This is a genomic window from uncultured Sphingomonas sp. (assembly GCF_964244265.1).
Lineage (GTDB): Bacteria > Pseudomonadota > Alphaproteobacteria > Sphingomonadales > Sphingomonadaceae > Sphingomonas.
In genome coordinates this window covers 48,224-74,835 of the sequence record NZ_CAXTHV010000009.1, presented here as the reverse complement: position 1 = coordinate 74,835, position 26,612 = coordinate 48,224, and the positions used below count along the sequence as shown (strand labels likewise).

The window sequence follows — 26,612 nt, the reverse complement described above, 5'->3', positions numbered from 1 at the left end:
TCGACGTTCTTCTACCAGGCGACCGACACTCCCACGCGAACGTTGATCGGCCGCAACGGCGTGATCAGGTCGCGCGATGCCAACGCGAACGGGTTGCCGAAGGCGAAGCGGTTGGCTTGGCGATCGGTCAGGTTTTGTACCTCCAGCGACAGGTCGACGTGGCCGACGCGCGCGCCGGCCGAGAGCCCGATCGTCAGATAATCGCCCTGGCTGACATCGAGCAGGTCGCCGGTACCCAGCACCGATCGGCCTACATAATCGGCGGTAATGCCGATGCGGGGGGCGACGCGGCCGCTCTGCCATTGATAGGAAACGCCGCCATGCGCGGCGAACGGCGGCGTTTCCGGCAGCCTGCGGTTGTCGCGCCGCGACAGATCGGCGAGCGGCCCGGAGAGGCTGTTGTCGGTCAGCAGGAACGATCCGGCAATGTCCAGCCCGGCCAGCGGCACCCAGTCGACATTGCCTTCGAGCGTCCGGATCCGCGCGTCGCCGATATTGGCGGTATAGGGCTGGCCCCGGCGATTGATCAGGTCGGCCTGGATGCCGGTCCAGCGCGCGACCGAGAAGCTGCCGGCAAAGGCGATGCCGGTCACGCCGGTGCGCAGCCGGCGCAGGCCGACCTCGCCAACGACGATCGCATCGGGCTGGTAATCGGCGACACGGCCGACGCCGCGCGCGACCGCCAGGCCCCCGGTGCGATAGCCGGTCTGGTAGCGCGCGAAGATCGCCAGGCGCCTTGCGACGGTCCAGGACAATGCCAGCGTCGGGTCGGCACGCGAGGTCAGCCGGCCCCTGACGAAATTGGCCGAACGCGGCGTGCTCGACGGTTCGCCATCGGTCCGCGCCGACGTCAGCCGCACGCCCGCCGTGGCGGACACGCCCGGCAGGACCACGAACGTCACCTCGCCGAACGCCGACATCGCCCTGGTCACGTTGGTCACGCCGATGATGCTGGTCTCGCTGTCCGGGAAACCTGTCGCGCGCGACAGGATGTCGCGGTCGCTGACATAGGTCAGTCCGCCGACCCACGAGGTGCCGCCGGGCAGGGAGCGCGACAGGCGGACCTCCTGGCTGAACAGCAGCTTGCGGCGATCGGAGGTATAGGTCGCGGGCACCGGCGGCATGCCGGGGGCGGGCGACTGCGTCGCGTCGAACCGGTCGGTCGATCGATAGCCGACGATGCCGGTCGCCGAGAACAAGCGCAACCCGCTGGCCCAGTCCCTGGCGACCACGACACGGCCGAACAGCAACTGGTTGTCGAACGGCTGGGCGATCGGCGACCGCCGGGTAAGCGGGGCGTCCACGCGATCGGCATATTGGCCGTCGCGTGTGTCGATCCGCTGCCCCGCCCCGCTCGCCTCGACCCGCCAGCCGTCCCCCGGATCGAAGCGCAGCGCCATGCGGCCGCCCAGCGTGTCGACGCGGTTGACGTCCCGCAAATCGCGCTGGGGATCATCGATGAAACCGCCGTCGCGCACGCGATAGGCCACCGCGCGCACGCCGAGCGTGTCGGTCAGGAGAGGCAGGTTGATCATCCCCGCCAGATCGAACCCCGGCGCACCCTTGCTGGTGGCGGTGGCGCCCCCGGCGATGGCGCCGGCGGTGGCGGCGAGGTCGATCGGATTGGACGTCAGCCGGATCACCCCGCCGATCGCTCCCGCGCCATAGAGCGTTCCCTGCGGGCCCTCCAGCACCTCGACGCTGCGCAAGTCGTAGAGCCGCACGGCGGGATCGGGCCCCGAATAGGTGAGCTGGACGTCGTCGAGATAGATGCTGGCGGTTGACTGGGTACTGCCGTTGAAGCTGCTGTCGGCGACGCCGCGAATGAAGATCTTGTTGCGGCCCGCGCCCAGCTGCGTGCTTTGCAGGATCGGCAGCGTCCGCGCGACGTCGGTCATGTCACCGGCGGCGCGCGCGGGCAATGTCGGGGTGCCGCCGACGATGGTCAGGCTGCCGGGGTAACGCAGCAGCGGGATACGCTGCTTGCTGGCGGTGACGACGATGTCGGGCAACGGCGCGGCCGCGGGCGTGGGGGGGACTGCCGCCGCCCGGCGCGGGGACGGGAATGGGGGCAAGGCCGCCCGGACGACGCGGTATCCGCCCGCCGCGGTTCGGACGGCGCGGAAACCGGTCCCGTCCAGCAGCCGGTCGAGCGCCACCCGCACCGGCATCGACCCGTCAAGCGGCCGCGTTCGCACCGTACGCAAGGCCGGTTCGGTGCTGATGATCTCGACGTTCGCCGCGCGCGCGAGCGTGGTCAGCGCGATATCGAGCGTCGTCGCGGGGATCGAGAGGACGGCCTCGCGCGCCGTCGCGGTCTGGGGCAGGCCGGCGATCGCCGCCAGGAGCAGGGTAGCGAGACTAGGGTGCCGCGCTCGACAAGATCCACCCTTCCCCTTCACGCCGCCACTTGGTTCCGATCAATGTGGCCAGATGCGGTACGTCACGATCGGCCTTCCCCGTAAAACGGACCATGCCGGTAAAGGGGCGATCGGACAAGCCGCCCTCCAGGCCGAGGTTAGTCGCATAGAGACGGTTCAGCGTCGCCGCGACCTGGCCGAGCGGCTGGCCGTCGAAGCTGAGCACGCCGCTGCGCCAGCCGCCGACCTGATCGGGGGACATCCGCGACCGGACGGTCTGCCCGCTGCGCTCGTCGATGGTCAGCGCGTCCCCGACGCGCAGCGTCAGCCCGGCGCCATCGGGCTGGAACAGCACCGACCCTTCGGACACCGCGACCGACAAACGGGTGCCGTCGCGGGCCAGGTTGAAGACGGTGCCGAGATCGCGGATCGTCACGCCCGCGGACGTGATCGCGAACGGATGCGCGGTGTCGTGACGGACATGAAACACCGCCTCTCCGCGATCCAGCGTGGCGACACGCGGATCGGCGCGGTCGAGCCGCAACAATGTGCCGCCGCTGATCTCTATGCTGGTGCCGTCGGCCAGCATGACCGTGCGGGGCTGTCCTGGCCGGGTCGCGATCGCATAGGGCTGCGATCGCCTGACGAGCATGGCGGGCACCAGCAACGCGGCAATCGTCGCGGCGATCGCGCCGCCGCCAAGCGCCCGTCGCCAGTACCGCCGCGGATTGTCGTTCGCCGCCGGCGCCGCGGCCCCCGCGAGCGGCAGGCGCACGTCGCCGATCAGGCGATCCTCCATGGCGACCGTGTCATAGGCCGCGGCATGCGCCGGGCTTGCCTCCAGCCAGGCAATGAAATCGGTCCACTCGTCGTCGCGCGACTCAGCCAGCCGCACATGCCAGCCAATCGCCTCGTCAATGATCGTTTCGCGGTCAGCCGGCACGGTCGGGACCCCCTTCACTGCCCAGACGATGCGCGCCGCCCGAATCCTCAGCAGATTGTGCGAGCCGGTCGTGGATTTTGCGATAGGCGCGCTGCAACAGCTTCTCGACCCCGCTGACGCTGATGCCCAATTGCGCGGCGATCGCGCTTTGCGGCCGCCCCTCGATACGGAACAGGCGGAGCGCCGTCGCCATCCGGTCGGGCATGTCCGCAATCGCGCTCTCGACCTGGCGCCACTCGGCACGCGCGATCAGCAGGCGTTCGGCGTCGGGCACGTCATCGGCCTCCGGCTGGCCGTCGAGCCAGATGGAATCGCGCGCGCCACGACGGGTCGCGGCGATCCGGCGGTCGGTGGCGAGATTGGCGGCGACCCGATAGAGGAAGGCCACCGGCTGGGCCACGGGGCGGTCGGCCAGCTGGTCGATCCGCAGCCACATGTCCTGCAACACATCCTCGGCATCGTCGCGATTGCCGAGACGCGCGGCGACCAACCGGAGCAGCATCGGCCGTTGGGCGAGGAAAATGGCCGTGAGCCCGCCGTCCACCCTTGGAATCCCTACGGTCAGGCGGGAAACGCCAACCCTTCCATCGCAGCCATGTCCGCGATCGACCAATCGCGCAAGGCGGCAGCTTCCTTCGGCCGGGCCGCGGCAATGGTGTCGCCGGGCCGCATGCCCGCCCCGGGATGGCACATCACCAGATGCATCGTCCCGGGGCGGTGCAGGAAACGGGGGAACAAGGCGCGATAGTCGCCGGTGAAATCGTAATGCCCGGCAAAGCTGTCGTTGCAGGACAGTCCATGCGCCGCCGCAGCAGCGCGCAAGCCGCGCGAATGGTAGGCGCTGGCGATCGCCTTGCCCGGGAAAGGCCGCGCCAGCATCGCCAGCGCGCGGTCCGTACAGTCGCGAACCCAGGCGCCGGGCGCCCGTCGCGCGGTTTCGGCGAGCACGATCTCGCGAATGCCGCCAAGCGCATGCGCATGCTGGTGGCCGTCGACAAAGGCCGGCGGACGCCCCGTCGCAGCACGGAAGGCGTCGAACTGCGCGGCGATCTCCGCCGCGATTTCGTCCAGCGGTAGCCGGCGCCGGCCCGCGCGCCGTCCCAGCGCATTGATCCCGGGCAGCACGGCGTTGGGCGCGAGCATCGGCATCGCGGTCAGCGGCCGCTCCCCCGTGAGCGTCAGGTGGAGGCCGACCTGGACGGTATCTGACAGGTCATTTAGCAACGCGCTGTCGGCCGGCCAGCCGGGCATTACCGCCATGCAGCTGATTGCGTTGAGCTTGCCCTTCCGCGCGAGGTCGGCGATCGTCTCGCTCACGTCACGGGAAAAAGCGAAATCGTCAGAGCACAGGATGAGACGAGGCAAGGACCGGTCCCTCAAGGCTGTAGAACCGCCGCTCTCGCATGCGATTGCTGTGCAGCCGCCGTTGCTTCAGGCGCCGGGCGAGGAACGTGTAGAAGAACCAGTCGCCCGCCCAGGGCGCGGCAACCGAATAGAGCAGGCGCTCGACCAGCGTCCAGCGGATCGAGTCGCGATCGCGCTCGCGCGGTGACGGCATGCACCACAGATCAGCCGAATAGCGCATCGATCCGCTGGCCATCACGCGGTGGATCACCTCGTGATCCTCCAGCACGAAGCCCCAGCGCAGGGCGTCGAACCCGCCCGCTGCCCGCAATGTGGCGGTACGGAACGCCTGGCCCGCGCCGCCGGTATGGCATTGCCGCGGCAACAAGCTGGCACCGAGCAGGATGGCGCGCGCCTTGGCGATGCGGTCACGCCGGGTCGCACCCGGCCTGACGAAATAGGCCCCCGCCACCGCGCAGCCCGGCCGCTCAAGCAGGCGTTGCGCCTGGGCGAGATAATCCGGCGGGTACAGCGTGTCGGCGTCGCAAGTGGCGACAAAAAGGGTGCGCACCCATGCGAGCCCCGTGGCCAATGCGGCGATCTTGCCCGGAACGCGTTCGGTGACCAGCACGAAGTCGGCGCCATGCTCGCGGCAGGCATCGCGCGCGACATCGGCGCTGCCGTCGGTCGATCCGTTGTCGACCAGGATCATCGTCGGCGTCACGGTCTGCGCGGCCAGGCTGGCAATCGTCGCCGCCAGATAATCGCGTTCGTTGAAGAACGGGATCAGCACCGTCCAGCGGGTCGCGACCTGTTGCTCGATCCGCGGTGGTCCGGAAGAGACGAGGGGATCCAGGTCGAGATACATGCGTTCTGCCGCTCACATCGAGATGATGAAGGAAGCCGGTGCCGGCGGGATCCACCAACGACCGCCCCCCTTGGCGGATCGCGGCGATCACGGCGCCGGCACCGACTTCCAGTGCCCCGATCCAACGACGACGCCGCCGCGACATACCCACACCTGTGCATGACAAAAATAAACGACTTTTAAACGTATAGGCGCGCGCAGACGGCAGCTTCAACGCACCGGCAAATGTCGCTAAGCGTACCGGCCGGTGGGGATTGCGGTAACATCGGTGATGGCGGAACGGGCGCGCGGTATCGCGCTTTCTGCATTGCTGATTGCGGTCGCGGTGGCGCTGCGGGCGCGCGACTTCGGCAACCCGGTGATCCATGTCGACGAGCAATTCTACCTGCTGGTCGGCGACCGCATGCGCCACGGCGCGCTGCCCTATGTCGACATCTGGGACCGCAAGCCGGTCGGCCTGTTTCTGATCTTCGCGGCGATCCGGATGCTGCCGGGGGAAGGCATTCTGGCCTATCAACTGGTCGCCACCTTGTTCGCCGCCGCGACCGCATGGCTGATCGCGCAGGCGGGCCGGCGGCTGGGTGCCGGATCGTCGGGCGCGGTCGTCGCGGCGGTCGCCTATCTCCTGTGGCTATCGCTGCTGAGCGGGCGCGGCGGACAATCGCCGGTCTTCTACAATCTGTTCGTCGCGGGCGCGGGCCTGCTGACGCTGCGCCTGCCCGGACTGGCGGCGCGGCGCGACCGGCGGGGGATCGTCGTCAACGGCGCGGTCGCCTGCCTGCTGGCGGGGCTGGCGATCCAGACCAAATACACGCCGGTGGTGGAGGGCGCGTTCTTCGGCCTGGCGCATTCATGGTATCTGCGCCGCGCGGGCGGAGGATGGCCGGTAATGGTGGGGGCCGCCCTGCTGTGGGCGATATTGGGCATCGCGCCGACCGCGATCGTCGTGGCAGATTACTGGCGGCGCGGGCCGGCCTTCTTCCAGGCGTTCTGGTTCGCCAATTTCGCCTCGGTCGCGCTGCGCAAGGGCTATCCCGCGGCCAAGATCGCGGCGCGGCTGGCGGGCACGACGACGCAATTGCTGCCGTTCATCGTCATGGCGGTCATGGCCTGGCGCGCCCGGCCGCGCTGCCCGGAGATCCTGCTGGCGTTCGGCTGGCTGGCCGCCGCCTTGATCGCCTTTGCGATGATTGGCGCGTTCTTCGACCATTATGCGCTGCCGCTGATGGTGCCGCTGACGATCGTCGCGGCGCCCGTTCTGGGGCGTTATCGCGCCGCGATGCTGGCCACGCTGGGATGGGGGGTGCTGCTACTGGCCTTCCATGTCGCCACCGAGCCCGACGACCGTGTCGCGGCACGCGCGGTCGCCCGCGCGATGGCGGCCAATAGCGGCCGCGAATGCCCCTATGTCTTTGCCGGGGACGCGATCCTCTATCACCTTGCCGATGCCTGCCTGCCGACCGCCTATGCGTTCCCCTCCACGCTCGCCTACTCCCCCGAACAGGGTGCTACCGGGATCGACGAGGCAGCCGAGGTGCGCCGCGTGATGGCCCGCCGCCCCCCGGTGGTGGTGACGATGGACCACCCGCTCGCGCCGTGGAACCGCGACAGCCAGGCGGTGATGACGGCGGCCCTGGCGCGCGATTACCGCCTGCTGCTGAGCGCGCCCCGCGGCCGCGATCACTGGCTGGTCTTTCTGCGCCGCGACCGCCGGCCGGCGCGATGATGCGCGCGGCGGGTGAGGATCGGGGGTTCGGCGTCGTCATGGTTACGAAGCCATTTACGTTCGGACCTGCCACTGATGCGTCACTTAACGATCGCCGCGCTGACCATCGCGGCTTTGTCGACCGCGACCGCCACGGCGGCGGAAACCATCGGCGAGGACGCCCCGCTATGCGAGACCGGCCGCGGACCCGCGATCGAGGTCAACGTCCAGGGGCTGAAGGATCGCGCCGGCGAATTGTGGCTCGAACTCTATCCGGCGACGCCCGGCGATTATCTCGCGCCCGACCAGGACCTGGTCGCCCAGGGCAAGATCTTTCGCCGCGCGCGATCGCGTGTCCCGGTATCGGGCAATGTCGCGATCTGCGTCCGCGTGCCGCGCCCCGGCCGCTATGCGCTGATGCTGCGGCACAACCGTGTGGGACGCGACAAATTCTCGTTCTGGAGCGATGGCGCGGGCGTGCCCGGCGGCCGATCGCTCGGGCGCAGCAAGCCGACGCTGGAACAGGCGGCGGTGGAGGCCGGCCCGGGCGTGACGACGGTGAACATCAAGGTCCAGTATCTGCGCGGGTTCGGATTTTCGCCGCTCAACTGAGTGTCGCGCACTGCCGGCTGGCCGAAGCGTCCGCGCGGCCGTAGGAGGCGGCCATGGTTCCGGAACCTCCCCTCGCCACCATGCCGTGGTGGCAGCGCGGCGCCGTCTATCAGGTGTATCCGCGCTCGTTCCAGGACAGCGATGGCGACGGCGTCGGCGACCTGGCGGGGATCGAGCGACGGCTCGATCACATCGCGTCCTTGGGGGTCGATGCGCTCTGGCTGTCGCCGATCTTCCCCTCGCCCATGGCCGATTTCGGCTATGACGTTGCCGATTATTGCGGCGTCGAGCCGATGTTCGGCGATCTTGCCACGTTCGACAGCCTGCTGGCCGCCATCCATGATCGCGGCCTGAAGCTGCTGCTGGATTTCGTCCCCAACCACAGTTCCGACCGGCATCCCTGGTTCGTCGCCAGCCGGTCGTCGCGCGACGACCCCCGACGCGACTGGTATATCTGGCGCGACCCGGCGGCCGACGGCGGTCCGCCCAATAACTGGATCAGCGACTTTGGCGGATCATCCTGGGAGTTGGACGCGGCAACGGGACAATATTACCTGCACGCGTTCCTGAAGGAACAGCCCGACCTCAACTGGCGCAACCCGGAACTGCGCGCCGCGATGATGGACGTATTGCGCTTCTGGCTTGATCGCGGCGTCGACGGTTTTCGGATCGACGTGCTGTGGCACATCGTCAAGGCGGCCGACCTGCCGCACAATCCGCCCAATCCCGATTACGGCCCGCATCTTGGCGAGCGCGACGCCTTGTTGCAGCTATATTCGACCGACCAGCCCGAGGCGCACGCCATCGCCGCCGATTTCCGCACGCTGGCCGACAGCTATGGCGACCGGGTGCTGATCGGCGAGATTTTTCTGCCCGACGATCGTCTCGCCCGGTGGTTCGGCACACCCGATCGCCCCGAAGTGCATCTGCCGTTCAACTTCCACCTGATCGAAACCCCGTGGGATGCGGCCGTGCTGGGGAGGGTAATCGCGGATTACGAAGCGTCGATCCCCGACTGGGCCTGGCCGAACTGGGTGATCGGCAGCCACGATGCGGCGCGTATCGCCGCGCGGCTGGGCGAGGCGCAGGCGCGGGTCGCGGCGGTGCTGCTGCTGACGCTGCGCGGCACGCCGACGCTGTACCAGGGCGACGAAATCGGCATCGGCCCGGTGGCGATCCCGCCAGGCCGCATCCGCGATCCACGCGAGCTGCGCGAACCGGGCAAGGGCCTGGGCCGTGACCGGTCGCGCACGCCGATGCCCTGGGACGGTTCGGCCAATGCCGGATTCACCACCGGCGATCCCTGGCTGCCGCTGGGGGAGGACTGGCCGACCCGCAACGTCGCGGCACAGGCGGATGATCCGTCGTCGATGCTGACGCTCTACTGCTCTCTTCTCGCGCTGCGCCGGGTCACCGCCGCATTGTCGATCGGCAGCATGACAATGGCAGAGGCGGCGGACGAGACCCTGGTTTACGAGCGCCGGCACGGCGACGACCGCCTGCTGGTCGCGCTCAACCTCGGTACGCGGCCACGGTCCTTGTCGATGCCGCCCGCCGTCCGGGCCGAAATGCTCCTGACCACCTTGAGCACGCCGGCCGAACCGGGCACGCTGCGCCCCGACGAAGCCGTCATCATTCGGCTGACCGGCCGAAGGGCCGATTGACCATGCGCGTCGCGATGCTGAGCTCCATCTCGTGGCGGACGCCGCCCGTCGCCTATGGGCCGTGGGAACTGGTCACCAGCCTCTTGACCGAAGCACTCGTCGCGCGGGGTGTCGACGTGACATTGTTCGCGACGCTCAATTCGCTGACGACGGCCAAGCTGGCGGGCGTGGTGCCGCGCGGCTATTCCGAGGATCCGTCGCTCGATGCCAAGGTGTGGGAGGCGCTGCACATCGCGCAGGTGGTCGAGCGCGCGGCCGAGTTCGACATCATCCACAACCAGGCCGATTTCATGCCGCTCGCCTTTTCGCGGCTGGTCGATACGCCGATGGTGACGACCATCCACGGCTTCTCGTCGGACCGCATCCTGCCGGTGTATGAGGCGTATGACGACCGCGTCGCCTATATCGCGATCAGCGACGCCGATCGGCACCCCGCGCTGACCTATGCGGCGACCATCCATCACGGCATCCCGATCGACGCCTTTCCGTTCGATCCGGTCGGCAGCGAGGACCTGCTGTTCTTCGGCCGCATCCATCCCGACAAGGGCGCGGGCGAGGCGATCCTCGCCGCCGCGGCAGCCCGGCGCCGGCTGGTGATGGCCGGGCTGATCCAGGACCAGGAATATCATCGCGAGCGGGTCGCGCCGTTCATCGATGGCGACCGCGTCCGCTTCCTGGGGCTGGTCGGCGGCGCCGAGCGGCTGGCCGCGCTGGGCAAGGCCCGCGCCTTGCTCCACCTGATCGGCTTTGACGAACCGTTCGGGCTGTCGGTGGTCGAGGCGATGGCATGCGGCACGCCGGTCATCGCCTATCGCCGCGGATCGATGGCCGAGTTGATCGACGATGGCGTGACGGGCTTCCTGGTCGACACGCTCGACGAGGCGGTGGACGCGATCGGCCACGTCGGCTCAATCGATCGCGCGGCCTGCCGCCGGGCAGTTGTCGCCCGCTTCAGCGTCGACCGCATGGCCGAGCGATACCTACAGCTGTACCGGTCGCTGGCGGGTAACTCCGGGGGCGATCAGCGCATCAACCCGGCCGACCGCAGCGCGGCCTCGATCGTGCCCTGGATGCCACCGGCCTGAACAGGCATTGCGGGGGTCGCCGGCGGCGTGCGGGTGACCGCCGCCTGGATATCATCGATCAGTCCCCAGTCCGCGGCAATGTGCCAGGTCGAGGAAATGCCGACATCCAGCATATAGGCGCCCGGCGATCCGCACGCGGTCGTACCGGCAGTTCCCAGTGGGGTCCCGTGTCCCATGCGGTCGATGCGATAGTCCTGGATCGCGTCGCGCCCAGCACGATCGCGCCAGGCGCGGTGACGCACGCCGTCGACCATCTCATCGCGGTCCGGCGCGATGCCGGCGCCGTGCAGCGACCGCCACTGGCCGATAATGGCATCGGCGTTCATCGCCGCCACCGTGCGATCGGCGCTGCCGTGCCAGACCGAAACCGTCGGCCATGGCCCGCCATGGACCGAGGCGCCGCGTACCGCCGCCGCATAGGCGTCGCCATCGACATGACCATGGCCGCGCATCCGATCGAACGCCTCGGGCACCGAAGACGCCGCCGCGAACGGCAGCCCGGCGATGATCGCGCCGCCGGCAAAGACCTCTGGATAGCTGGCCAGCATCACCGACGTCATCGCCCCGCCCGCCGACAGGCCGGTCACGAAGATGCGCGCGGGATCGATCGGATGCCGATCGATCATCGCCGCCACCATCTGGCGGATCGACAACGCTTCGCCGACGTCACGGTGATTGTCGTCGGGCGAGAACCAGTTGAAGCAGAGGTTCGGATTGTTCGCGCGCTGCTGCTCGGGGAACAGCAGCGCGAAACCATGCCGTTCGGCCAGCGCCGACCAGCCAGCGCCATGATCGTACACGGCCGCATTCTGCGTACAGCCGTGGAGGACGACCACGAGCGGCAGGCGGCCACCGCCATCGGGCACGTAATACGATCCGACCAGCGCGCCGGGGTTCGATCCCGCCGACGGCAGTGGCTTGAGCCGCGACGGCAATATCGTCGGCATCATTCCAGCAAGTTTCGGCGTGCTGCTCAGCCGCAGGATCGTATCATTGAGGCGTCGCATGTCTGTACCGGCTCCGCCCGTCGTTTGCTGCACCGCAACATGAGGGTTTGCAGCCGGAATACAAGGTTACGGTGCATGCGGACTGTTCCTATAGCTTCAACCGCACCTCCGCGTGGAAAGTGCGTTGCGTAAAGGGATGGAACAGGAAGTATCTGTCGTTGTTCACGTTGTCGATGCCGAGCGCGAACGAGTAACTATCGGTGATCCTGAAGCTGGCGCGCAGGTCGACCACAAAGTATCGGTAGAACCCCTGATAGGTGTTCCCGACCACGTCGCTATTATCCAGCGTGGCGTAATTGCGGCTGGCATAGCGCCCCGCCACGGTCAGCGCGACCGCGTCGACGGGGCGCCATGTCACCAGCCCGGTGGCCTTCCAGCGCGGCACCGACGGCAACAGCTTGCCGACCGCCGCGGGAAAGGCGGTATCGGCGCGGGTCGTCGCGTCAGCATAGGTCACGCTGCCCGACAGGTCGATGCGGCGGACAGGCAGGTCGGTGCGCGCAAAGGCGATCTCCACCCCGCGCGCACGGGTGCGGTCGACATTCTGCACATAGGTGAACAAGGTCGACGATCCCGGCACCAGTGGCGCCGATTGCGAGATCAGCGCGTCCCTGATCGATTCGTTGAACAGCGACAGGCGGAGGCTCCCCCTGTCGTCACGGTTTTCGAGCGCCAGTTCCTCCGACAGAGCGCGTTCGGGCTTCAGGGTCGGATCGGGCACGGTAAGCACCGTCCCGGTCGCGATCGCCTGATACAGTTCGCCGACCGTCGGAAAACGATAGGCCTTGCCGAACGACAGCCGCACCGACCAATTCGCGGCCGGCTGATAGGTGATCGACGCCTTGGGCGAAAAGCCGGCGGCGGTGCGGGTCGGCTGGACGACCGACAATGCGGGGGACAGCGAATAATTGAACCCGTCATCGGCGCGCCACCCTTCATAGCGTCCGCCCAGCGTCAGCGTGAGCGGCGCGGCGAGGCGCATCTCGCCCTGAGCCCATAGTGCCATCGTCTGCGTCCTGCCGCGCGAGACGAGGTTCAGCGCGCCTTCGCCGCCCGCAATCCAGTCCGTGGTGGCGTAACGGTTGCTCTTCACCGTGAACTTGTCCCAATGAAGACCGGCGCTCAGGATAATATCGCCCCCAGCCTTGATCCGCCACGCGGCACGGGCATCGAACGTCGCCCAGCCGGTGCCGTCCAGCCGCACGATCGTGCCCGGACCGCCCGCAAAGGCACCGGGGAGCGCGCCGGTCGGCGTCCGCTGGACGTCGCGGTCGAAATCGTAGAGCGTGCCGATCACCTGCCAGTCGACCGGCCCCCCGCTGCCGGTCGCCGACAAAGCATGCGACCAGTGGCGCTCGTCGTACCGATAGATGCCCGCCGAGAAGGCGGCGGGTGCGATGGCATAGGCATAGCCGCCGATGTTGAGCGGCGTTGCGGGCGCGGCCGGCGATATATAGACCGGCAGTCCCGAGGCATTGCCGGTCAGATAGGTTTCGACACCTGCATCGGTATCGTTGCGGAACAGCCCGCCGACATAGGTCAGGCGGATCGTGGACGAGAGATCGAGCGCGGCCTTCAGCTTGACGGTGTCCTGCACCTGATGCTCGAGGCCCGAGGCGCCGAACACGCGGATCGGCCGGGCAATGCGGTTGACATCGTCATAGCCGCCCGTGGTGCCGACCCCGGTTGCCGAGGGCGCGGCGGGCCGGATGCCGGTCACATACGCCAGCGGCTGGCCGTTGCTGGTGGTCCGGACGATGCTGCCGAACAGCGCCAGCGGGCCCAACCGGTCGCCGAGTGTCACGCCGACCTGATAGGACGGCAAGGCACGATCGGTGCCGTATTGATCGAACGTCTGGAGGCTGGTGCCGGCGGTGACGCTGCCCTCCAGCCCATCGGGCAGGCGCGTGGTGATGTTGACGACCGCACCGATCGAATTGCCGGCATAGGCTGCCGAGAACGGGCCGTAGAGCACGTCGATCCCGGCGATCTCCTCGGGCCCGACCAGGCTCCAGCGCGGGCTGGCCGAGGTGTTGTTGTTGCCGATCAGCGACGACAGCAGCGCGCCGTCGGCATAGATCAGGCTGCGCGCGCTGGCGCCAAGCCCCGACGTCCGCGTCGCGAGCGGCGCCTGCGTGTCGCCGATATGACGTTTTCGCACGACGAGGCTGGGCAAGTATTTGAGCGTATCCTCGATGTTTACTGCATTGACCGTGTCGGCGATCTGCGCGGCGGTGATCGTGGCACGCGTGGCGGGGGCGTTCTCGATGGTGCGGGTCTGTTTCTGCGCGGTGACGAGGATGTCGTCGCGGTCGGCCGCGGCAGTGGAAGTCGCCTGCGCCTGCGCGTCGGCGGACCACAGGCAGGCGGGCAGGATCAGCGTGGACGCCGACAGGACAAGGCGGGGGAGGGCGGGCATGGCAAGTCCCTGTTCGCAGGCAGCGGCGCGGGCCGCATGGATCGAGGAGGAGCCGGAAACGGCTCCTGCGAGGCGGGAACGGGATGGTGGATGGGCGCGTCGCCGGCGCCGGCGCCGGCGCTATATACGTGCGCTGTCCGATGAAGCGGCCAGGGTCGGCATCGGCTCTGCCCAGAACGGCATCCCGTCAGCCGCGGACGGGCGGTCCGCGCAGCGGCGGGCGCAAACGGGCGCGCAGGACCACGCGCAGCACGGCCGCCACCATCACCCCGGCGGCGACGATCACCGCCAGCGCGATGGCGAGCTGGACGATATCGGCGCCGCCAAGGCCGGGCGCGCCCAGGCCGGCAAAGGCGCAAGGCGCGTCGGATTTGGCCGGCGCGTCGTGGCTGCCCTTTGCGCCATGGTCCATGCCCGGCATCGTCATCGTGGTCGGCGTCATGCCGTTGCACACGGTGATCGTAATGCCCGAAGCCGAGAAGACCGGCATATAGCCGAACGGCACGACCAGCTTCATCGCCAGCCCCAGCAAGACCAGGAGCCAAGCGACCAGAAGGTTGCCACGAACCAGGCGCCGGAATGATCCCATCCGCGCCCGGTTAGCCGCCCCCTTGTCCATTGTCACCCGCCGATCGGGCTTGCGCCACGTCATCCGCGCACTTGGCCGATCCGATGACCATTATCAGCATCGGATGGGGTGACGATCCTGTCGGGGATTGGCCATCAACGCTGAGATCGATGGCCTCAGCGCTCGAAGTCGATCGTTTCGACGACTCCCTCGGCGTCAAATTCACCAAAGGCGTCGCGGACCTTTTCGGCCGCCGTCTCGTCGGCAACTTCAGCCGTGACGATGATCGCACCGTGCAATGCCGGGTCGCCGCGGTCATCCGATCCGCCCCGGTTCGTTTCGGCGTCAGCCCCCGCGGATTCTTCGCCGACGCTGTTCGCATCGCCCTCGGTGCCGATCGAAATCGCCGTGCGATCCACGTCGAACTCCTGCACCAGGCGCTCGACGGTCATTTCTGCCTCACGGCGCGTGCCGAAGGTCGCGGTCAGCATGATACCCATGATTTGCCTTTACGGAATGGCCGCGCCGCCATCTGCCGACATACCCGATGGACGGCCGGAACCCGGGTGGCATTGAAGTATCAGCGCATCACCGTCGCGGAAGGTTCCCCGGCAGGGGCGGGACGAGCGCGGCGCCAGTTCAGGGCATGATCGTCCTCGTCGGACCGATGACCAGCAATATCCTTCGGTCGCCCGTCTGGCTGATCGGCGGCGAGCGATGCAGAATTCCGGCATCCGGATCGACCACGCGTCCCTTGAAAACGGCCACGTCGCCGGTGTTCAATTGACGCAAGATCGCATGCTCCTCGTCAGCCCTCGTCCATTGCGTTCCCGGGCCGAAATACGTGGTAAGCAGCCGGGCGGTCACATAGTCGCTATGGAACTTCCAGCACCCGTCGGTCGAGACCGGCTCGAGCCTGACCTCCACCTGATCCACGTAGATGGTCGCCGCGAGGCGGATCGCCAGCTGCGCGGCATCGGCGGCAATGGCGTCGTGCCACGCGGCATGACCCGTCGGCTCGAGAGCGGCGAGCAGGAATGTACCGACCGCGGCGGGCGGGCACTCGAAACTGATTGCCTCGAACGAACCGGCGTCCGCGAGGGACAACGATACCGGCGCGGCGCGCAGCCAGATCGCAAGCAAGACGCCAGGATACCGAATTTCATCCAGGACGGCGCTGTTGCCGCTTGACGCGACCAACTCCCCATCAACCGCCGTCGCGGTCATGCCGCGACCTCCATGCCCTCGACATGGAACGGATCGGGCGAGCCATCGCCGAAGGTTTCTGATGTACTCATCGCATTCTCCTTGCGAAATATGATATGTTGTATCATTGCCCGCTTGATGAATAGCAACAACAACGAATCTGCGGGCATCGTATTGAACGGCCAGGGCGAGGACTGGGTCGAGCGTGCGGCCTTGGGCGCTTCGGCGCTTTGCCTGATCCATTGCCTTGCGTTGCCGCTCATTCTTGCGGCGCTGCCCACGATCGCCAGCGTGCTTGCCATACCGGAAAGCTTTCACCTCTGGATCCTGGCCCTCGCGCTGCCCTCCTCCGCTATTGCGCTGTACAGCGGGCGCCTGCGTCACGGCACCACGTATCCGGCGGTGCTCGGCGCGGCGGGGCTCGCCATGCTGGCGGCGGGCGCGGTTGTGTTCGCCGCGACCTGGTGGGATACGCCGGTGACCGTCGTGGGCAGCCTGCTGCTCGCCACCGCGCACCTGACCAATTGGCGCCTGCGCCATGCGCATCACGGCCATGGCTGAAACCCGGCGGCGAAAGGCCGGCGCCATCAACCGGTCGATCCTCGGCCTGCTCGGCCGCACCGGCCTTCCCTTGTCGGCAAATGCGATCGTCCAGGAGCTTGCCGCATTGGGCGAGCGCATTTGCCCGAGCCAGGCGTTTCGCGCGCTGGCCCGCCTGTGCGACGACCGGTTGATCCATCGCGTGGAACTGGTCAACGGATATGTGGCGGGCCAGCCGGGGCAGACGATCAACCTGGTCTGCGATGGCTGCGGCAAGGTGGCGCGGGTTGCCGCGCCGGATCTGTTCAGGGACCTAGCGACGCTGGCGCGGCACGCCGGCCTGATTCCCGGCCGGCTCGTGGTGGAATCGACGGGCCTATGCGGCCAGTGCGGGATTGCCGACAGGCAATAGGATCGGCCAGCCCTCGGGCTGTCACTGCACTGTCGCCGACGCCATCTGGAAGAACAGGCCGTTCTCCCCATTATTTTCCAGCCCGAAGGTTCCCGTCACGTTCACCAGCTTCGCGTTGAAGACGAGCGGCCGGACGGTATGCACCTCGACCACCTCATTGGGTTCGCCGGGGGGGCAGAAGGCGCAGACCGGCGTATATTTCGACAAGAGAAAATGGGTCCCGCGCGTCGCTGAATCGAGCGGCATCACAAAGCCGGCCAGCGTCACCCGCTTGCCGACCAGCGCCTTGACGGCGGCCGGATGCGAGGCGGTGAAGATCCCGCGCGCCTCGTCGACGTTGATCCGGGTCGTCCGCAGCACGCCCCACAAGGGCGAGCGCCCCTGCGGTAATCGCGCCTGCGCCTGGCGTTCGCCGGGCGCCTGTTGTGCCAGCGCCTCCGCGCCGCTCGCCAATGCAAGTGCCATCGCGATCGCTGCCCGCTTGCCCCTCATCACCCTTCTCCTCAAATGACGACCGCCTGGTCCATGCGATAGAAAAGTCCCTGCGCGCTGCTGCGCACGAGATGCAGCGTCCCTTTCAGCGCGATCGGTGCCTGGGTATAGTCGATCGGCCTGGTCGCGAAGACCTCGATCGCCTCGGTGGGTTCATTGGGCGGGCAGAAGGGACAGCCGCTGCTGCGCCGCGTGATCACGAAATGCGCGGAGCGCGTATTGGGCTCGATCGTCAGCATATAGCCGATGATCGTGAACGGGCGCCCCTCCATGTCCGCCATGTTCCTGCTGAACTTGGCGGTATAGACGCCCCTGGCTTCATCCGCCGTGACCTGAACGTCATGCAGGATTACCCAGCGCAGATCGTCTTCGTGGTCGAGCGTGCCGTTGCCGTTCGGGCCCCATTTGGGCGCGCCGCCGGGATAGAATTGCCCTTGCGCGATGGTAGTCGGCAACAGACAGGACAATGCGAGCGCGGCGATGATCGATCGGCTGTTCATGAGCGCAATACCTGGGCCGGACGAAGACGATAGGCCGTCAGCGCCGGCACGGCGGCGGCGACAAGGGCGAGCAGCATGGCCGCCGCGACGATAGCCAGGTCGGCAATGCCCGGCGACGGCAGCGCGAGCACCGGTCCGCCGCCGACCGCGACGGCATGCGCCGCGATGACCGCCGCGACACGGCCGAGCGCCAGGCCCAGCAGGCCGCCGATCAGCCCCAGCAGCAATGCTTCGAGCAGCACCAGCCGCAGCAACAACGTGCGCCCCCCGCCCAGCACGCGAAGCAGCGCCAGCTCCCGCTGGCGCTCCTGGACCGCGGTCAGCAGCGCGACGAAGAAGCCGAGCGCCGACAGTGCGAGCAGGCCGATGCCGAATCCCCGCAACACGTCGGTGCCGGTGCCGAGCAGCTTGTTGAGCCGGATCAATTCCATCGCCGGGATGGCGGTCTGGACGTTCGGTGTCGCCTTGAGCAGGCGCGGAACCATCAGCGCACCCATCGCCGAGCGGTAGCGGACCAGGATCGCGGTGACTTCCCGACCCACCGACGGATAGGTGTCGGGCGCTTCGCTGGTTACCGTTTCGGCAGCAAGCGCGGCGTCATGTTCGGCATTCTCCCGCTCGTGCACCTTCCAAACGCTGCTGATGTCGGTCAGCGCCAGGCGATCGATGACGGCGCCGGTCGGGGCGAGGATGCCGACCACGCGATAGGGCGTGGCGACATGCCGTTCGCCCCCCGGCATCAGGCCGTGTTCGCCGACGAACGTATCGCCCATCTTGAGCTTCCGGTCGCGCGCCACTTCCGCGCCGAGAACGGCCTCCAGCGGTTGCGTCCACCAGCGGCCGCCGACCAGGCGCGCGTCATACAGATGCGCATAGTCCGGGCTGGTGCCGACGATCCGGTAACCGGCAAGGTTGTCGCCGAGCGAGATCGGCACCGCGTCCTTGATCAGCATGTTGCGTTTCAGCCGCTGCAATATCTCAATCGGAATGTTGCCGGTCGGCTGATCGATCTGAAACACCGAGGAGAGGATGATCTGCAGCGGGCTGCCCTTGCCGCTGACCACCAGGTCGATGCCGCCGAGATCGCGCTCGAACCGCCGGTCGAGCCCGCTGTCGATCGCCAGCAACGCGACCACGACCGCAACCCCGAGCGCCAGCGACAGGATATGAAATGCCCAGCCCAGCGGCTTTCGCCGAATCGATGCCCAGATCAGCTTGACCGCCATCATCCCATGGCCTCCGCGACGGCGACATTGGCGACGCGTTGCTTGACCCGGCCGTCATGGGTCGCGATCAGCAATGCCGCGCCGCTGTCGCGTGTAGCTTCGAGCAGGAGGTCGAGCACGACGATGCATGCATCGTCGTCCAGGCTGGCGGTCGGTTCGTCGGCCAGGATCAGCGAGGGGCGCAGCAACGCCGCGCGCGCGATCGCCGTGCGTTGCGCCTCGCCCCGGCTCAGCGTTTCGGCGCGGGCCTGCCGGCGGGTGGCCAGCCCGAGCCGATCGAGCAGCGCGATCGCCCGGTCACGATCGCGTACCGCCCCGCTGGCATAGGGGGCGAGCAGGAGGTTATCCAGCGCGCTGAGCCCCGGCACGAGGTGGAGGTCCTGGAAGACCATGCCGATGTGACGGCCGCGATGCCGGTCACGGGCGCGCGGTCCCAGGCGGCCGACCTCAGTGTCGTTGATCTCGATCGTACCATCGAGCCGATCGGCCATGCCGGCGATGGCCAGCAGCAGCGTGGTCTTGCCCGATCCCGAGGGGCCGGTCAGCACGGCCGCCTCGCCGTCGCCGACCGTCAGGTCCGACAGCCGCGCCAGCGGCCTGGCGCCATAGCCCGCCAGGAGATTGCTTACCTTGAGCATTGCCGCGCCCATTGCCTGACCTGATCGGTCCCGAGCAGTCCGCGCTTGCGACCGCAGACGCGGCCCTGCCGATCAATCGCGACCGCCAGCGGCAGGATCGCGCCCTTGCCGCCCCAGTCGGCGAGCACCTCGGCCGGCGGTCGGTCGTCGGCATAGGCATCGCCGATCGGCGAGCCGGATTTCACCAGCGCCGTCCGCGCCTTGTGGGCGGGGTCGATCGCCAGGGTGACGAAGGGCAGCGGCCGCGCAATGCCCGCCAAGGCAGGCACCCGCTTGATCTCGGCCGCACAGGATGCACACCACGTTCCCCACAGCATCGTTATCGATGGACGTGGAAACGCCTTGCCGGATCCATCCAGAGCGATGGCATGGGCGACTGGCGCAGACGGCGCCGCAGCACCGACCAGCGCCAGGGCGACGGCCATTGTCGGCAACCGGGAAGGTCCGGACGTATCCATGACTTGCGTAATACTATATCATCCCGCAAACATGCAAACTACTTATCGACCATCCAACGAACCGGACCGCCCGCCTCATCGATCAATGGTGCCGATTTCTCGCTGCTACGAGACCGGTTGCGTCGGCCCGTTCAATCCAGGATAATCGTGCCATGTACAATATCATGCGGGCGGCGTTGGTCGGCGCCGGGGCGATGCTCATCGTCGGCACGAGCGACAGCCTCTACCAACCGCGCGAGACCTTCGCCCCGTTCGACATGGGTCAGGCAGTCAACGGCTATCGGTCGTCAAACGGGCTGCCTGGTCCCGATTACTGGCAGAACCGCGCCGATTATACGATCCGGGCGACGCTCGATCCCGCGACCAAGACGATCGCCAGCACGACCGTCATCACCTATCGCAACAACAGCCCCGACGCGCTCGACACGTTGTGGCTGCAGCTTGACCAGAACATCTATCGCCCGGGATCAAGAAGCGCGATGTCGCGCGGCGGCACGCCGCGCGGCAACACCGATGGCATGACGCTCGAAACGGTGACGGTGGCGGTCGCCGGCAAGCCAGTGGCGGTGACGCCGATCATCAGCGACACGCGCGCCAGGCTACCGTTACCCGCCGCGCTTCCGGCGCATGCCACCGCGATCGTGACGATCCGCTATCGCTATACCGTACCGGGCGAGTTCGGCGGTCGCACCGCCTGGGGGCGCTCCCGCGATGGCGAGATCTACGATCTCGCGCAATGGTATCCGCGGATGGCGGTCTACGACGACATCAGGGGGTGGGACACACTCCCCTATTTGGGGCAGGAGTTTTACCTCGAATATGGTGATTTCGATTATTCGATAACCCTCCCTGCCGAGCTGATCGTCGCCGGGTCGGGCGAACTGGTGAACCCGCAGGAGGTCCTGACCGCGACCCAGATCGCGCGTCTTGCCAAGGCGCGAACGAGCGACGCGACGGTGATGATCCGCGCGCCTGACGAGATCGCCGACCCCGCGACCCGTCCGAAGCGCGGCGGCATGCTGACGTGGCATTTCCGCATGAAGAACACGCGCGACGTCGCCTGGAGCGCGTCGGCAATGTTCGCGTGGGACGCGGCGCGCATCAATCTGCCCGACGGCAGGTCGTCCCTGGCGATGTCCTTCTATCCGGCGGAGAGCCAGGGGGTGAGCAAATGGGGACGCTCGACCGAGTATATGAAGGATGCGGTCGAGCGTTTTTCCCGGCGTTGGTATTCCTATCCGTGGCCTGCCGCGATAAATATCGCCGGACCCGCGACTGGCATGGAATATCCCGGCATCGTGTTCGACGGGATCGACGATGCCGGCAAACAGCTGTTCTGGATCAGCGCGCACGAGATCGGCCATAGCTGGTTTCCGATGGTCGTTGGGTTCGACGAGCGCCGCGACGCGTGGATGGATGAAGGCTTCAATACCTTCATCGACACCTATGAGTCGGACGAGTTCAACAAGGGCGAATATGCCCCAAAGCGTGATTCCGAATTTGCGCCCGGGGGCGGCAATCCGGTGGACGAGATCCTGCCCATCCTGGCCGACCCCGATGCACCGCCGATCCTCAGCCGCGCAGATACCGTCATCGAGAAGTACCGGCATCCGGTGACGTATTTCAAATCGGCGCTGGGGTTGAAGCTGCTGCGCGAGGAAATTCTCGGGCCCGAACGCTTCGATGCGGCCTTTCGCCGATTCATTGCCGCCTGGGCGTTCAAACATCCCAAGCCGGCCGATTTCTTCCGCGCCATGGAGGATGGCGCGGGCGAGGATCTGTCCTGGTGGTGGCGCGGATGGTACGTGAACAATTGGCAGCTCGATCTGGCGATCGGCGGCCTGTCCTATGTCGACGGGAGTGCCGCCAAGGGCGTGAGGATACAAATTGAGGCGCGCGACAAGCTGATCATGCCGGCAACCCTGCGGCTGACCTATGCCGACGGGCGTGTCATCGAGATGCGGCTGCCCGCCGAAACTTGGATTCGGCAGCCCTCGACGGTGATCGCGGCGCCGGGGGGAAGGATCGTGCGCGCCGAACTCGATCCCGACCACAAGCTGCCGGACCGCGACCGCCGCAACAACGTGGCGATGCCGGCGCGATCCTGACGGCGTGAACGCTGTCGCCGTCGCAAGACGGGTCCACGACGGTGCCCCCTTATCAGAACGTCGCGACCCGTACGATGAACCGGATGTCGCGGCCCGGCCTGACCACCTGATCCTTGTTCAGCGCCGCGGCATCGCGTTGCACGTCATCGGTCAGGTTCTGGCCGACGATCGCGAACTCGATACCGGGATAGGTGGTGAACGGACGCAACGACGCCTGCGCCTTCAACTGGTCGTATCCGGGCGTGGGGGTGTCGAAGATACCGAACTTGTCCTGGCGCCCCGAATGGATGAACAGCACCCCGGCATCGAACATCGTGCTTTCCCAGCTCAGCCCGCCGCCAACCCGGTAGGGCGGGATGCGCGGAACGTTGTTCCCGTCATCCAGCTTGGCGCGGGTATAGTCGGCCAGGACCTTGACCTCCAGGGATCCGGAGCCGGAGGTGTAGAATTTGTATGTCGCCTGTCCTTCGAGGCCCCAGAAGCGCGCGCCCTGCTGCCGGTAATTGAGTTCCTTCAACTCATTGTCGAACCCGACCGTGCAATTGCCGTCGTCATCGCAGGTGCGACCGGTCAGATCGCCGTAGATATAGTTCCTGAACCAAGTGTGGTACGCGCTGCCCTCGAAGCGAAACGCGCCGCTGTTGAACCGCACCGTTCCCTCGATCGAATTGGCGCGTTCCATGCGCAGGGCCGGATCGCCGGTTTCATAGGTTTGAGGGCCGTCATGCCCCCCACGTGCGAACAATTCGGTGATTGCGGGCGCGCGTCCCGTGCTGGAGAAGTTCAGCCCGAGCTTTAGCCCGCCGCCGACGTCAAGCAGCGCGCCCAGCGCGCCACTGACGGGAGTGAAACCGATCCTGGTGAACACGTCCGATACGGGTGTTCCCTCGACATGGACCTGTTCGACGCGACCGCTCGCCTGGAACAGCAAGGCGGGCGTTGCCCGGACTTCGGCGAATGCATAGCCGGCCTCGGTCTGCGTCAACGTAGGGAACAGGTAGGAGCTGTCCTCGCCGAGCGCCGAGAAACGCCGGCGCTGGATCTCAATGCCGATCGCCGAGTTGCTCAGGAAGCGGGTCGGGGCAAATAACAGCTCCGCGCGGCCGTCAAATTCCTTGTTGAGGAAGGTCGACAGAATAGTCCCGTCGGGCTCGTCCTCGCTATGCTTGTAGTCGGCATAGCTGGCGTCGATGTTCAGCGTCCTGACCGCCCCCGACCCAAGGTCGAAAGACGAGCGCCCCAACACTTTGGTTTGCTTCAGGTCAATATAAGTGTCGTCGCTTGGGATGCCGTATTTGGCATTATATTGCTGGATCGCGCCGCCGATCCGGCTGTTGCCCGAGCCGAAAAAATACGAGCCGCCCAGCGACCCGCCATAGCCACGGAAGAACGAATTGGCCTGCGTACCGAGCGGGGTGTCGTAATCGTCGGTGTGACGGTAAAAGCCGTCGACATGGAACGCGAAGTCGCCCGACCGGAGATCGGCCAGCGCCGATCCCTCGGCGGTGTTGGCGACCGTCCCATAGCTGCCGTTGAGCTCGCCCGAAAACGGGTTGGCCGGCAGCGACGTCGGCACGCGATCGTTGATGACGTTGACCACGCCACCGATCGCCTGGCCGCCATAGCGCAAGGTCGCGGCGCCGCGCACGACCTCGATCCGGCGGGCCGCGAGAGGATCGATCGGGATGCCGTGATCGGGTCCGATGTCGGAAACGTCGGAGCTGCTGCTGCCGTTTTCGACAATTCGAACGCGGCTGGCATCCATGCCGCGAATGACCGGGCGGCTGGCGCCTGGGGCAAAGCCGGTTCCCGATATACCCGGGACGTCGGCGAGCGAGTCGGCGATGCTCGACCCGCCATTGTTGCGGATCTCCTTGCGATCGACCGTCGCGACGATGGCCGGCGTGTTGTCGCTTTCGGTCGCGAAGGGAGCCGCCGTGACGACGATGTCACCGCGATCCGGACCGGACCTCCCGGGCGTATCGGCCTTGCTGGGCGTATCGGACGGCGCGGTTTGCGCCAGGGCCGGCCAGGCTAGCACGGCCAGCGCGACACCGGCGGCAAGCGACATCTTGTTCATCGAAAACTCCCTGAGACCGCTCGGCTCTTTGGATGATGTAACATCTCACCCGAGCCTCGAGTGGCCGCTATTCCTGATGATGTATCATATCAAGAGTTTTGTCGCCGTAGCACGTCGCATGTTATCGTGGCGCTGCCTCATCGCAGCGCCCTGCTTCCGGTCTCGACCGTCCTAGTATCTCACGGGCGCGCAATGCTACCGCGCGAGTCCCGATGCACGCGCCCCACGACCATCAAGACCATGCAGGTCACAGCCACGCGCCGGTCACGTTCGACCAGGCGTTTGCCATCGGCGTCGGGCTGAACCTTGCCTATGTAATCGGCGAGGCAATCGCCGGGCTGATCGTCCATTCGGTCGCACTGCTCGCCGATGCCGGCCACAATCTGGGCGACGTGCTGGGCCTGCTGGTGGCGTGGGGCGGCGCGGCGCTGGCGCGGCGGGAGCCGTCGAAGCGCTTCACCTACGGCCTGAAGAGCTCGACGATCCTGGCCGCGCTGCTCAACGCGCTACTGCTGCTGGTGGCGCTGGGCGCCATCCTGCTGGAGGCGGGCAATCGGATCGCGGTGCCGACGCCGGTCGACGGATGGGCGGTGTCGGCGGTGGCCGCCGGCGGAATCGCGGTCAACGCCGCCACCGCAATGCTGTTCGCCCATGGACGCCGGGGCGACCTGAACGTGCGTGCCGCGTTCCTGCACATGGCGGGTGACGCGGTGGTTTCGGCCGGGGTGGTGGTATCGGGGCTGGTGATCTGGGCAACCGGGGCGTCGTGGCTCGACCCCGTGACCAGCATCGTGATCGTGGTGCTGATCTTCTGGCAGACCTGGGGGCTGCTCCGCGAAACGGTCGAGATGTCGCTTGACGCGGTGCCGCGCGGCATCGACTATGACCGGGTCGCGGCGGCGTTGGCCGCGCTGCCCGACGTCACGGCCACGCATGATCTGCATATCTGGCCGATGTCCACTACCGAGACGGTGCTGACCGCGCATCTGGTGATGGCGGCCGAGCCAGACGCCGGCTTCCTTGCGGCGGCGCAGGAGATGCTGCGCAAACGGTTCGGCATTCGCCATTCGACGCTGCAGATCGAGCACGAGGATTGCGCGCAGGATTGCTGAGAGGGCGATAGCAACTATTCCTCCCTTTTTAGCCATCCAATCTGATGTCGGACGAGGCTCAGGCCAGCCCCAACCGCCGCAGCGGGCTCCCTATCACGCCCGCGACCATGGCCGCCAATATGCGAGGCGCCGGGGGGATCGGCGTGACGCGCGCGACCAGCGCATCGCGCAGCCACGGCAGCACCAGGCTGTCCGATTGATACACCGGCGTGAACAGCACGCTCATCCACTGGTACAGCGCCACATGATCGCCGCGCAGCGACGCCGCCAGTGCCAGCGCGTCGGCCAGCGCCGCACGCTCGCGCAACGCGAAGGCCAGCGCCCAGGCGTCGAGCAGCGCCATGTTGACGCCCTGGCCAAGCTGGGGGCTGGTGGAATGCCAGGCATCGCCCAGGTGGATCAAGCCCGGCGCTGCAGGATGACGCAACGTGCGGTGGGTGTAGCGCGCGAAGGTCAACCGGCCGGGGTCGGCGATCTGGTCGATCAGCGACGCGGTCGCCGGCCACAGCGTTACAACCTGTTGTTTCCATGCCTGCAGTCCGGCGCGGTGCCAGCCAGCCAGCGCTTTGGCGCGCAGAGACCAGAAAAATGCCGCCTGCGGGCGGGTCGCACCCGGCGGCGTGCCGATCGGCATTACCCCGACCATCGCGCTTGCCGCGCGGTAGCGTTGTTCAAGCGCATGAGCATCAAACCCCTCCACCGGCCAGTCGAGGCTCGCCCACAACGCGCCGTACGCCAGCGCGCGACCGGTCGGCGGTGCCAACGTGGTACGCGCGCCTAAGGCATCGACCACGAGGTCGAAGGGGCCTTTGCTGGGCCCATCGGCGAAGACCAGCCGCCGGTCGACCAGCGCGACGACGATACGGCCTGCCTCGATGGCAATCCCCTCGCCGGCGACGGCGGCGTGGAGCAGATCGAACAGGCTGGCGCGGTGGATGCCGATGCCCCGCGCGTCGCCTAGCGCCGCATAGCGGACGTCGAGCACGGCGCGCCCAGCGGCATTGGCGCCGAACAGGCAATCGATCCGCGCGCCGCGCGCCGCCAGCGCCTCCCCCAGGCCCAGCCGCCGCAGCACCGCTTGTCCGGTCGGCTGGATCATCAGCCCCGATCCCACTGGGCGCGGTGTGTGAAACCGCTCGAATAGGGTTACGCGATGGCCGTCAAGATGCAGCAGCAGCGCCGCGGCCAGCCCGCAGGGGCCGCAGCCGGCGATCGCGATATCGAGGGGGCGAGTCATCTATCTTGGACGCGACATCGGCAAAGCC

At 67.3% G+C, this 26,612-nt stretch carries 25 protein-coding genes; 8 read left to right on the top strand and 17 right to left on the bottom strand.

Annotated elements, in window-relative coordinates:
- Positions 1–11 precede the first annotated feature (11 nt).
- From ACFE7K_RS05540 to ACFE7K_RS05520, 5 genes are read right to left on the bottom strand one after another with little or no spacing between them, the layout of a single operon-like run.
- Positions 12–2,402, bottom strand: a complete 2,391-nt coding sequence (locus ACFE7K_RS05540; RefSeq protein ID WP_375397174.1) for a TonB-dependent receptor plug domain-containing protein — start codon at positions 2,400–2,402, stop codon at positions 12–14.
- Positions 2,362–3,303, bottom strand: a complete 942-nt coding sequence (locus tag ACFE7K_RS05535) for a FecR domain-containing protein (RefSeq protein WP_375397173.1) — start codon at positions 3,301–3,303, stop codon at positions 2,362–2,364. The genes ACFE7K_RS05540 and ACFE7K_RS05535 overlap by 41 nt, the downstream gene beginning before the upstream one ends.
- Positions 3,293–3,847: an RNA polymerase sigma factor gene (locus ACFE7K_RS05530; RefSeq protein ID WP_375397172.1), complete on the bottom strand. Its 555-nt coding sequence runs from the start codon at positions 3,845–3,847 to the stop codon at positions 3,293–3,295. The genes ACFE7K_RS05535 and ACFE7K_RS05530 overlap by 11 nt, the downstream gene beginning before the upstream one ends.
- Before the next feature lie 17 nt (positions 3,848–3,864).
- Positions 3,865–4,620 (bottom strand): ChbG/HpnK family deacetylase, encoded by a 756-nt coding sequence (locus ACFE7K_RS05525; RefSeq protein WP_375397171.1) that lies wholly within the window; start codon positions 4,618–4,620, stop codon positions 3,865–3,867.
- 22 nt (positions 4,621–4,642) lie between these two features.
- Positions 4,643–5,515, bottom strand: coding sequence for a glycosyltransferase family 2 protein (locus ACFE7K_RS05520; protein ID WP_375397170.1), 873 nt, complete (start codon positions 5,513–5,515; stop codon positions 4,643–4,645).
- 271 nt (positions 5,516–5,786) lie between these two features.
- Between ACFE7K_RS05520 and ACFE7K_RS05515 the strand changes: the two genes are divergently transcribed.
- From ACFE7K_RS05515 to ACFE7K_RS05500, 4 genes are all read left to right on the top strand, one after another.
- A complete protein-coding gene (locus ACFE7K_RS05515; protein ID WP_375397169.1) occupies positions 5,787–7,241 on the top strand; it encodes an ArnT family glycosyltransferase in 1,455 nt (484 codons plus the stop codon).
- A gap of 75 nt (positions 7,242–7,316) precedes the next feature.
- Positions 7,317–7,832, top strand: coding sequence for a DUF2141 domain-containing protein (locus ACFE7K_RS05510; RefSeq protein ID WP_375397168.1), 516 nt, complete (start codon positions 7,317–7,319; stop codon positions 7,830–7,832).
- Positions 7,833–7,885: 53 nt separating this feature from the next.
- Complete coding sequence (locus tag ACFE7K_RS05505; RefSeq protein WP_375397167.1) at positions 7,886–9,496, top strand: alpha-amylase family glycosyl hydrolase; 1,611 nt, start codon at positions 7,886–7,888, stop codon at positions 9,494–9,496.
- A gap of 2 nt (positions 9,497–9,498) precedes the next feature.
- On the top strand, positions 9,499–10,581 hold the full coding sequence (locus tag ACFE7K_RS05500) for a glycosyltransferase family 4 protein (protein ID WP_375397204.1): 1,083 nt from the start codon (positions 9,499–9,501) through the stop codon (positions 10,579–10,581).
- Here ACFE7K_RS05500 and ACFE7K_RS05495 read toward each other — a convergent pair.
- The 5 genes from ACFE7K_RS05495 to ACFE7K_RS05475 form a co-directional block, all read right to left on the bottom strand.
- Positions 10,518–11,588 carry an alpha/beta hydrolase family esterase gene (locus ACFE7K_RS05495; RefSeq protein ID WP_375397166.1) on the bottom strand — a complete coding sequence of 357 codons (1,071 nt, stop codon included), beginning with the start codon at positions 11,586–11,588 and terminating at the stop codon, positions 10,518–10,520. The genes ACFE7K_RS05500 and ACFE7K_RS05495 overlap by 64 nt on opposite strands.
- A gap of 88 nt (positions 11,589–11,676) precedes the next feature.
- The gene (locus ACFE7K_RS05490; RefSeq protein ID WP_375397165.1) at positions 11,677–14,007 is read right to left on the bottom strand and encodes a TonB-dependent receptor; all 2,331 of its coding nucleotides are present in this window, start codon (positions 14,005–14,007) and stop codon (positions 11,677–11,679) included.
- Between the two features lie 187 nt (positions 14,008–14,194).
- Positions 14,195–14,659 (bottom strand): hypothetical protein, encoded by a 465-nt coding sequence (locus tag ACFE7K_RS05485; RefSeq protein WP_375397164.1) that lies wholly within the window; start codon positions 14,657–14,659, stop codon positions 14,195–14,197.
- Between the two features lie 92 nt (positions 14,660–14,751).
- The gene (locus ACFE7K_RS05480; protein WP_375397163.1) at positions 14,752–15,075 is read right to left on the bottom strand and encodes a hypothetical protein; all 324 of its coding nucleotides are present in this window, start codon (positions 15,073–15,075) and stop codon (positions 14,752–14,754) included.
- Positions 15,076–15,214: 139 nt separating this feature from the next.
- Complete coding sequence (locus ACFE7K_RS05475; RefSeq protein WP_375397162.1) at positions 15,215–15,802, bottom strand: DUF1826 domain-containing protein; 588 nt, start codon at positions 15,800–15,802, stop codon at positions 15,215–15,217.
- 117 nt (positions 15,803–15,919) lie between these two features.
- Here ACFE7K_RS05475 and ACFE7K_RS05470 point away from each other — a divergent pair, with 117 nt between their 5' ends.
- Both ACFE7K_RS05470 and ACFE7K_RS05465 read left to right on the top strand, forming a co-directional pair.
- Complete coding sequence (locus ACFE7K_RS05470) at positions 15,920–16,342, top strand: MerC domain-containing protein (protein WP_375397161.1); 423 nt, start codon at positions 15,920–15,922, stop codon at positions 16,340–16,342.
- Positions 16,335–16,733: a Fur family transcriptional regulator gene (locus tag ACFE7K_RS05465; protein ID WP_375397160.1), complete on the top strand. Its 399-nt coding sequence runs from the start codon at positions 16,335–16,337 to the stop codon at positions 16,731–16,733. Before ACFE7K_RS05470 ends, ACFE7K_RS05465 begins: the two co-directional genes overlap by 8 nt.
- A 21-nt stretch (positions 16,734–16,754) precedes the next feature.
- On the opposite strand, the gene ACFE7K_RS05460 is transcribed toward ACFE7K_RS05465, so the two are convergent.
- Genes ACFE7K_RS05460 through ACFE7K_RS05440 form a run of 5 tightly spaced genes read right to left on the bottom strand, consistent with a single transcriptional unit; the run spans position 16,755 to position 19,906 of the window.
- On the bottom strand, positions 16,755–17,225 hold the full coding sequence (locus tag ACFE7K_RS05460) for a DUF3299 domain-containing protein (RefSeq protein ID WP_375397159.1): 471 nt from the start codon (positions 17,223–17,225) through the stop codon (positions 16,755–16,757).
- 11 nt (positions 17,226–17,236) lie between these two features.
- The gene (locus tag ACFE7K_RS05455; protein ID WP_375397158.1) at positions 17,237–17,725 is read right to left on the bottom strand and encodes a hypothetical protein; all 489 of its coding nucleotides are present in this window, start codon (positions 17,723–17,725) and stop codon (positions 17,237–17,239) included.
- Entirely contained in the window at positions 17,722–18,954 is a 1,233-nt protein-coding gene (locus ACFE7K_RS05450; protein ID WP_375397157.1) for an ABC transporter permease, read from the bottom strand. Before ACFE7K_RS05450 ends, ACFE7K_RS05455 begins: the two co-directional genes overlap by 4 nt.
- Positions 18,951–19,589, bottom strand: coding sequence for an ABC transporter ATP-binding protein (locus ACFE7K_RS05445; RefSeq protein WP_375397156.1), 639 nt, complete (start codon positions 19,587–19,589; stop codon positions 18,951–18,953). The genes ACFE7K_RS05450 and ACFE7K_RS05445 overlap by 4 nt, the downstream gene beginning before the upstream one ends.
- Complete coding sequence (locus ACFE7K_RS05440) at positions 19,577–19,906, bottom strand: TlpA family protein disulfide reductase (protein WP_375397155.1); 330 nt, start codon at positions 19,904–19,906, stop codon at positions 19,577–19,579. The genes ACFE7K_RS05445 and ACFE7K_RS05440 overlap by 13 nt, the downstream gene beginning before the upstream one ends.
- Positions 19,907–20,199: 293 nt before the next feature.
- Here ACFE7K_RS05440 and ACFE7K_RS05435 point away from each other — a divergent pair, with 293 nt between their 5' ends.
- Positions 20,200–22,155, top strand: a complete 1,956-nt coding sequence (locus tag ACFE7K_RS05435; RefSeq protein ID WP_375397154.1) for a M1 family metallopeptidase — start codon at positions 20,200–20,202, stop codon at positions 22,153–22,155.
- Between the two features lie 52 nt (positions 22,156–22,207).
- Here ACFE7K_RS05435 and ACFE7K_RS05430 read toward each other — a convergent pair whose 3' ends face one another.
- Complete coding sequence (locus ACFE7K_RS05430) at positions 22,208–24,235, bottom strand: TonB-dependent receptor (protein ID WP_375397153.1); 2,028 nt, start codon at positions 24,233–24,235, stop codon at positions 22,208–22,210.
- A 212-nt stretch (positions 24,236–24,447) separates the two neighbouring features.
- On the opposite strand from ACFE7K_RS05430, the gene ACFE7K_RS05425 reads away from it, so the two are divergent.
- A complete protein-coding gene (locus tag ACFE7K_RS05425; RefSeq protein WP_375397152.1) occupies positions 24,448–25,347 on the top strand; it encodes a cation diffusion facilitator family transporter in 900 nt (299 codons plus the stop codon).
- A 58-nt stretch (positions 25,348–25,405) separates the two neighbouring features.
- Here ACFE7K_RS05425 and ACFE7K_RS05420 read toward each other — a convergent pair whose 3' ends face one another.
- A complete protein-coding gene (locus ACFE7K_RS05420) occupies positions 25,406–26,584 on the bottom strand; it encodes an FAD-dependent oxidoreductase (protein WP_375397151.1) in 1,179 nt (392 codons plus the stop codon).
- Positions 26,585–26,612 lie beyond the last annotated feature (28 nt).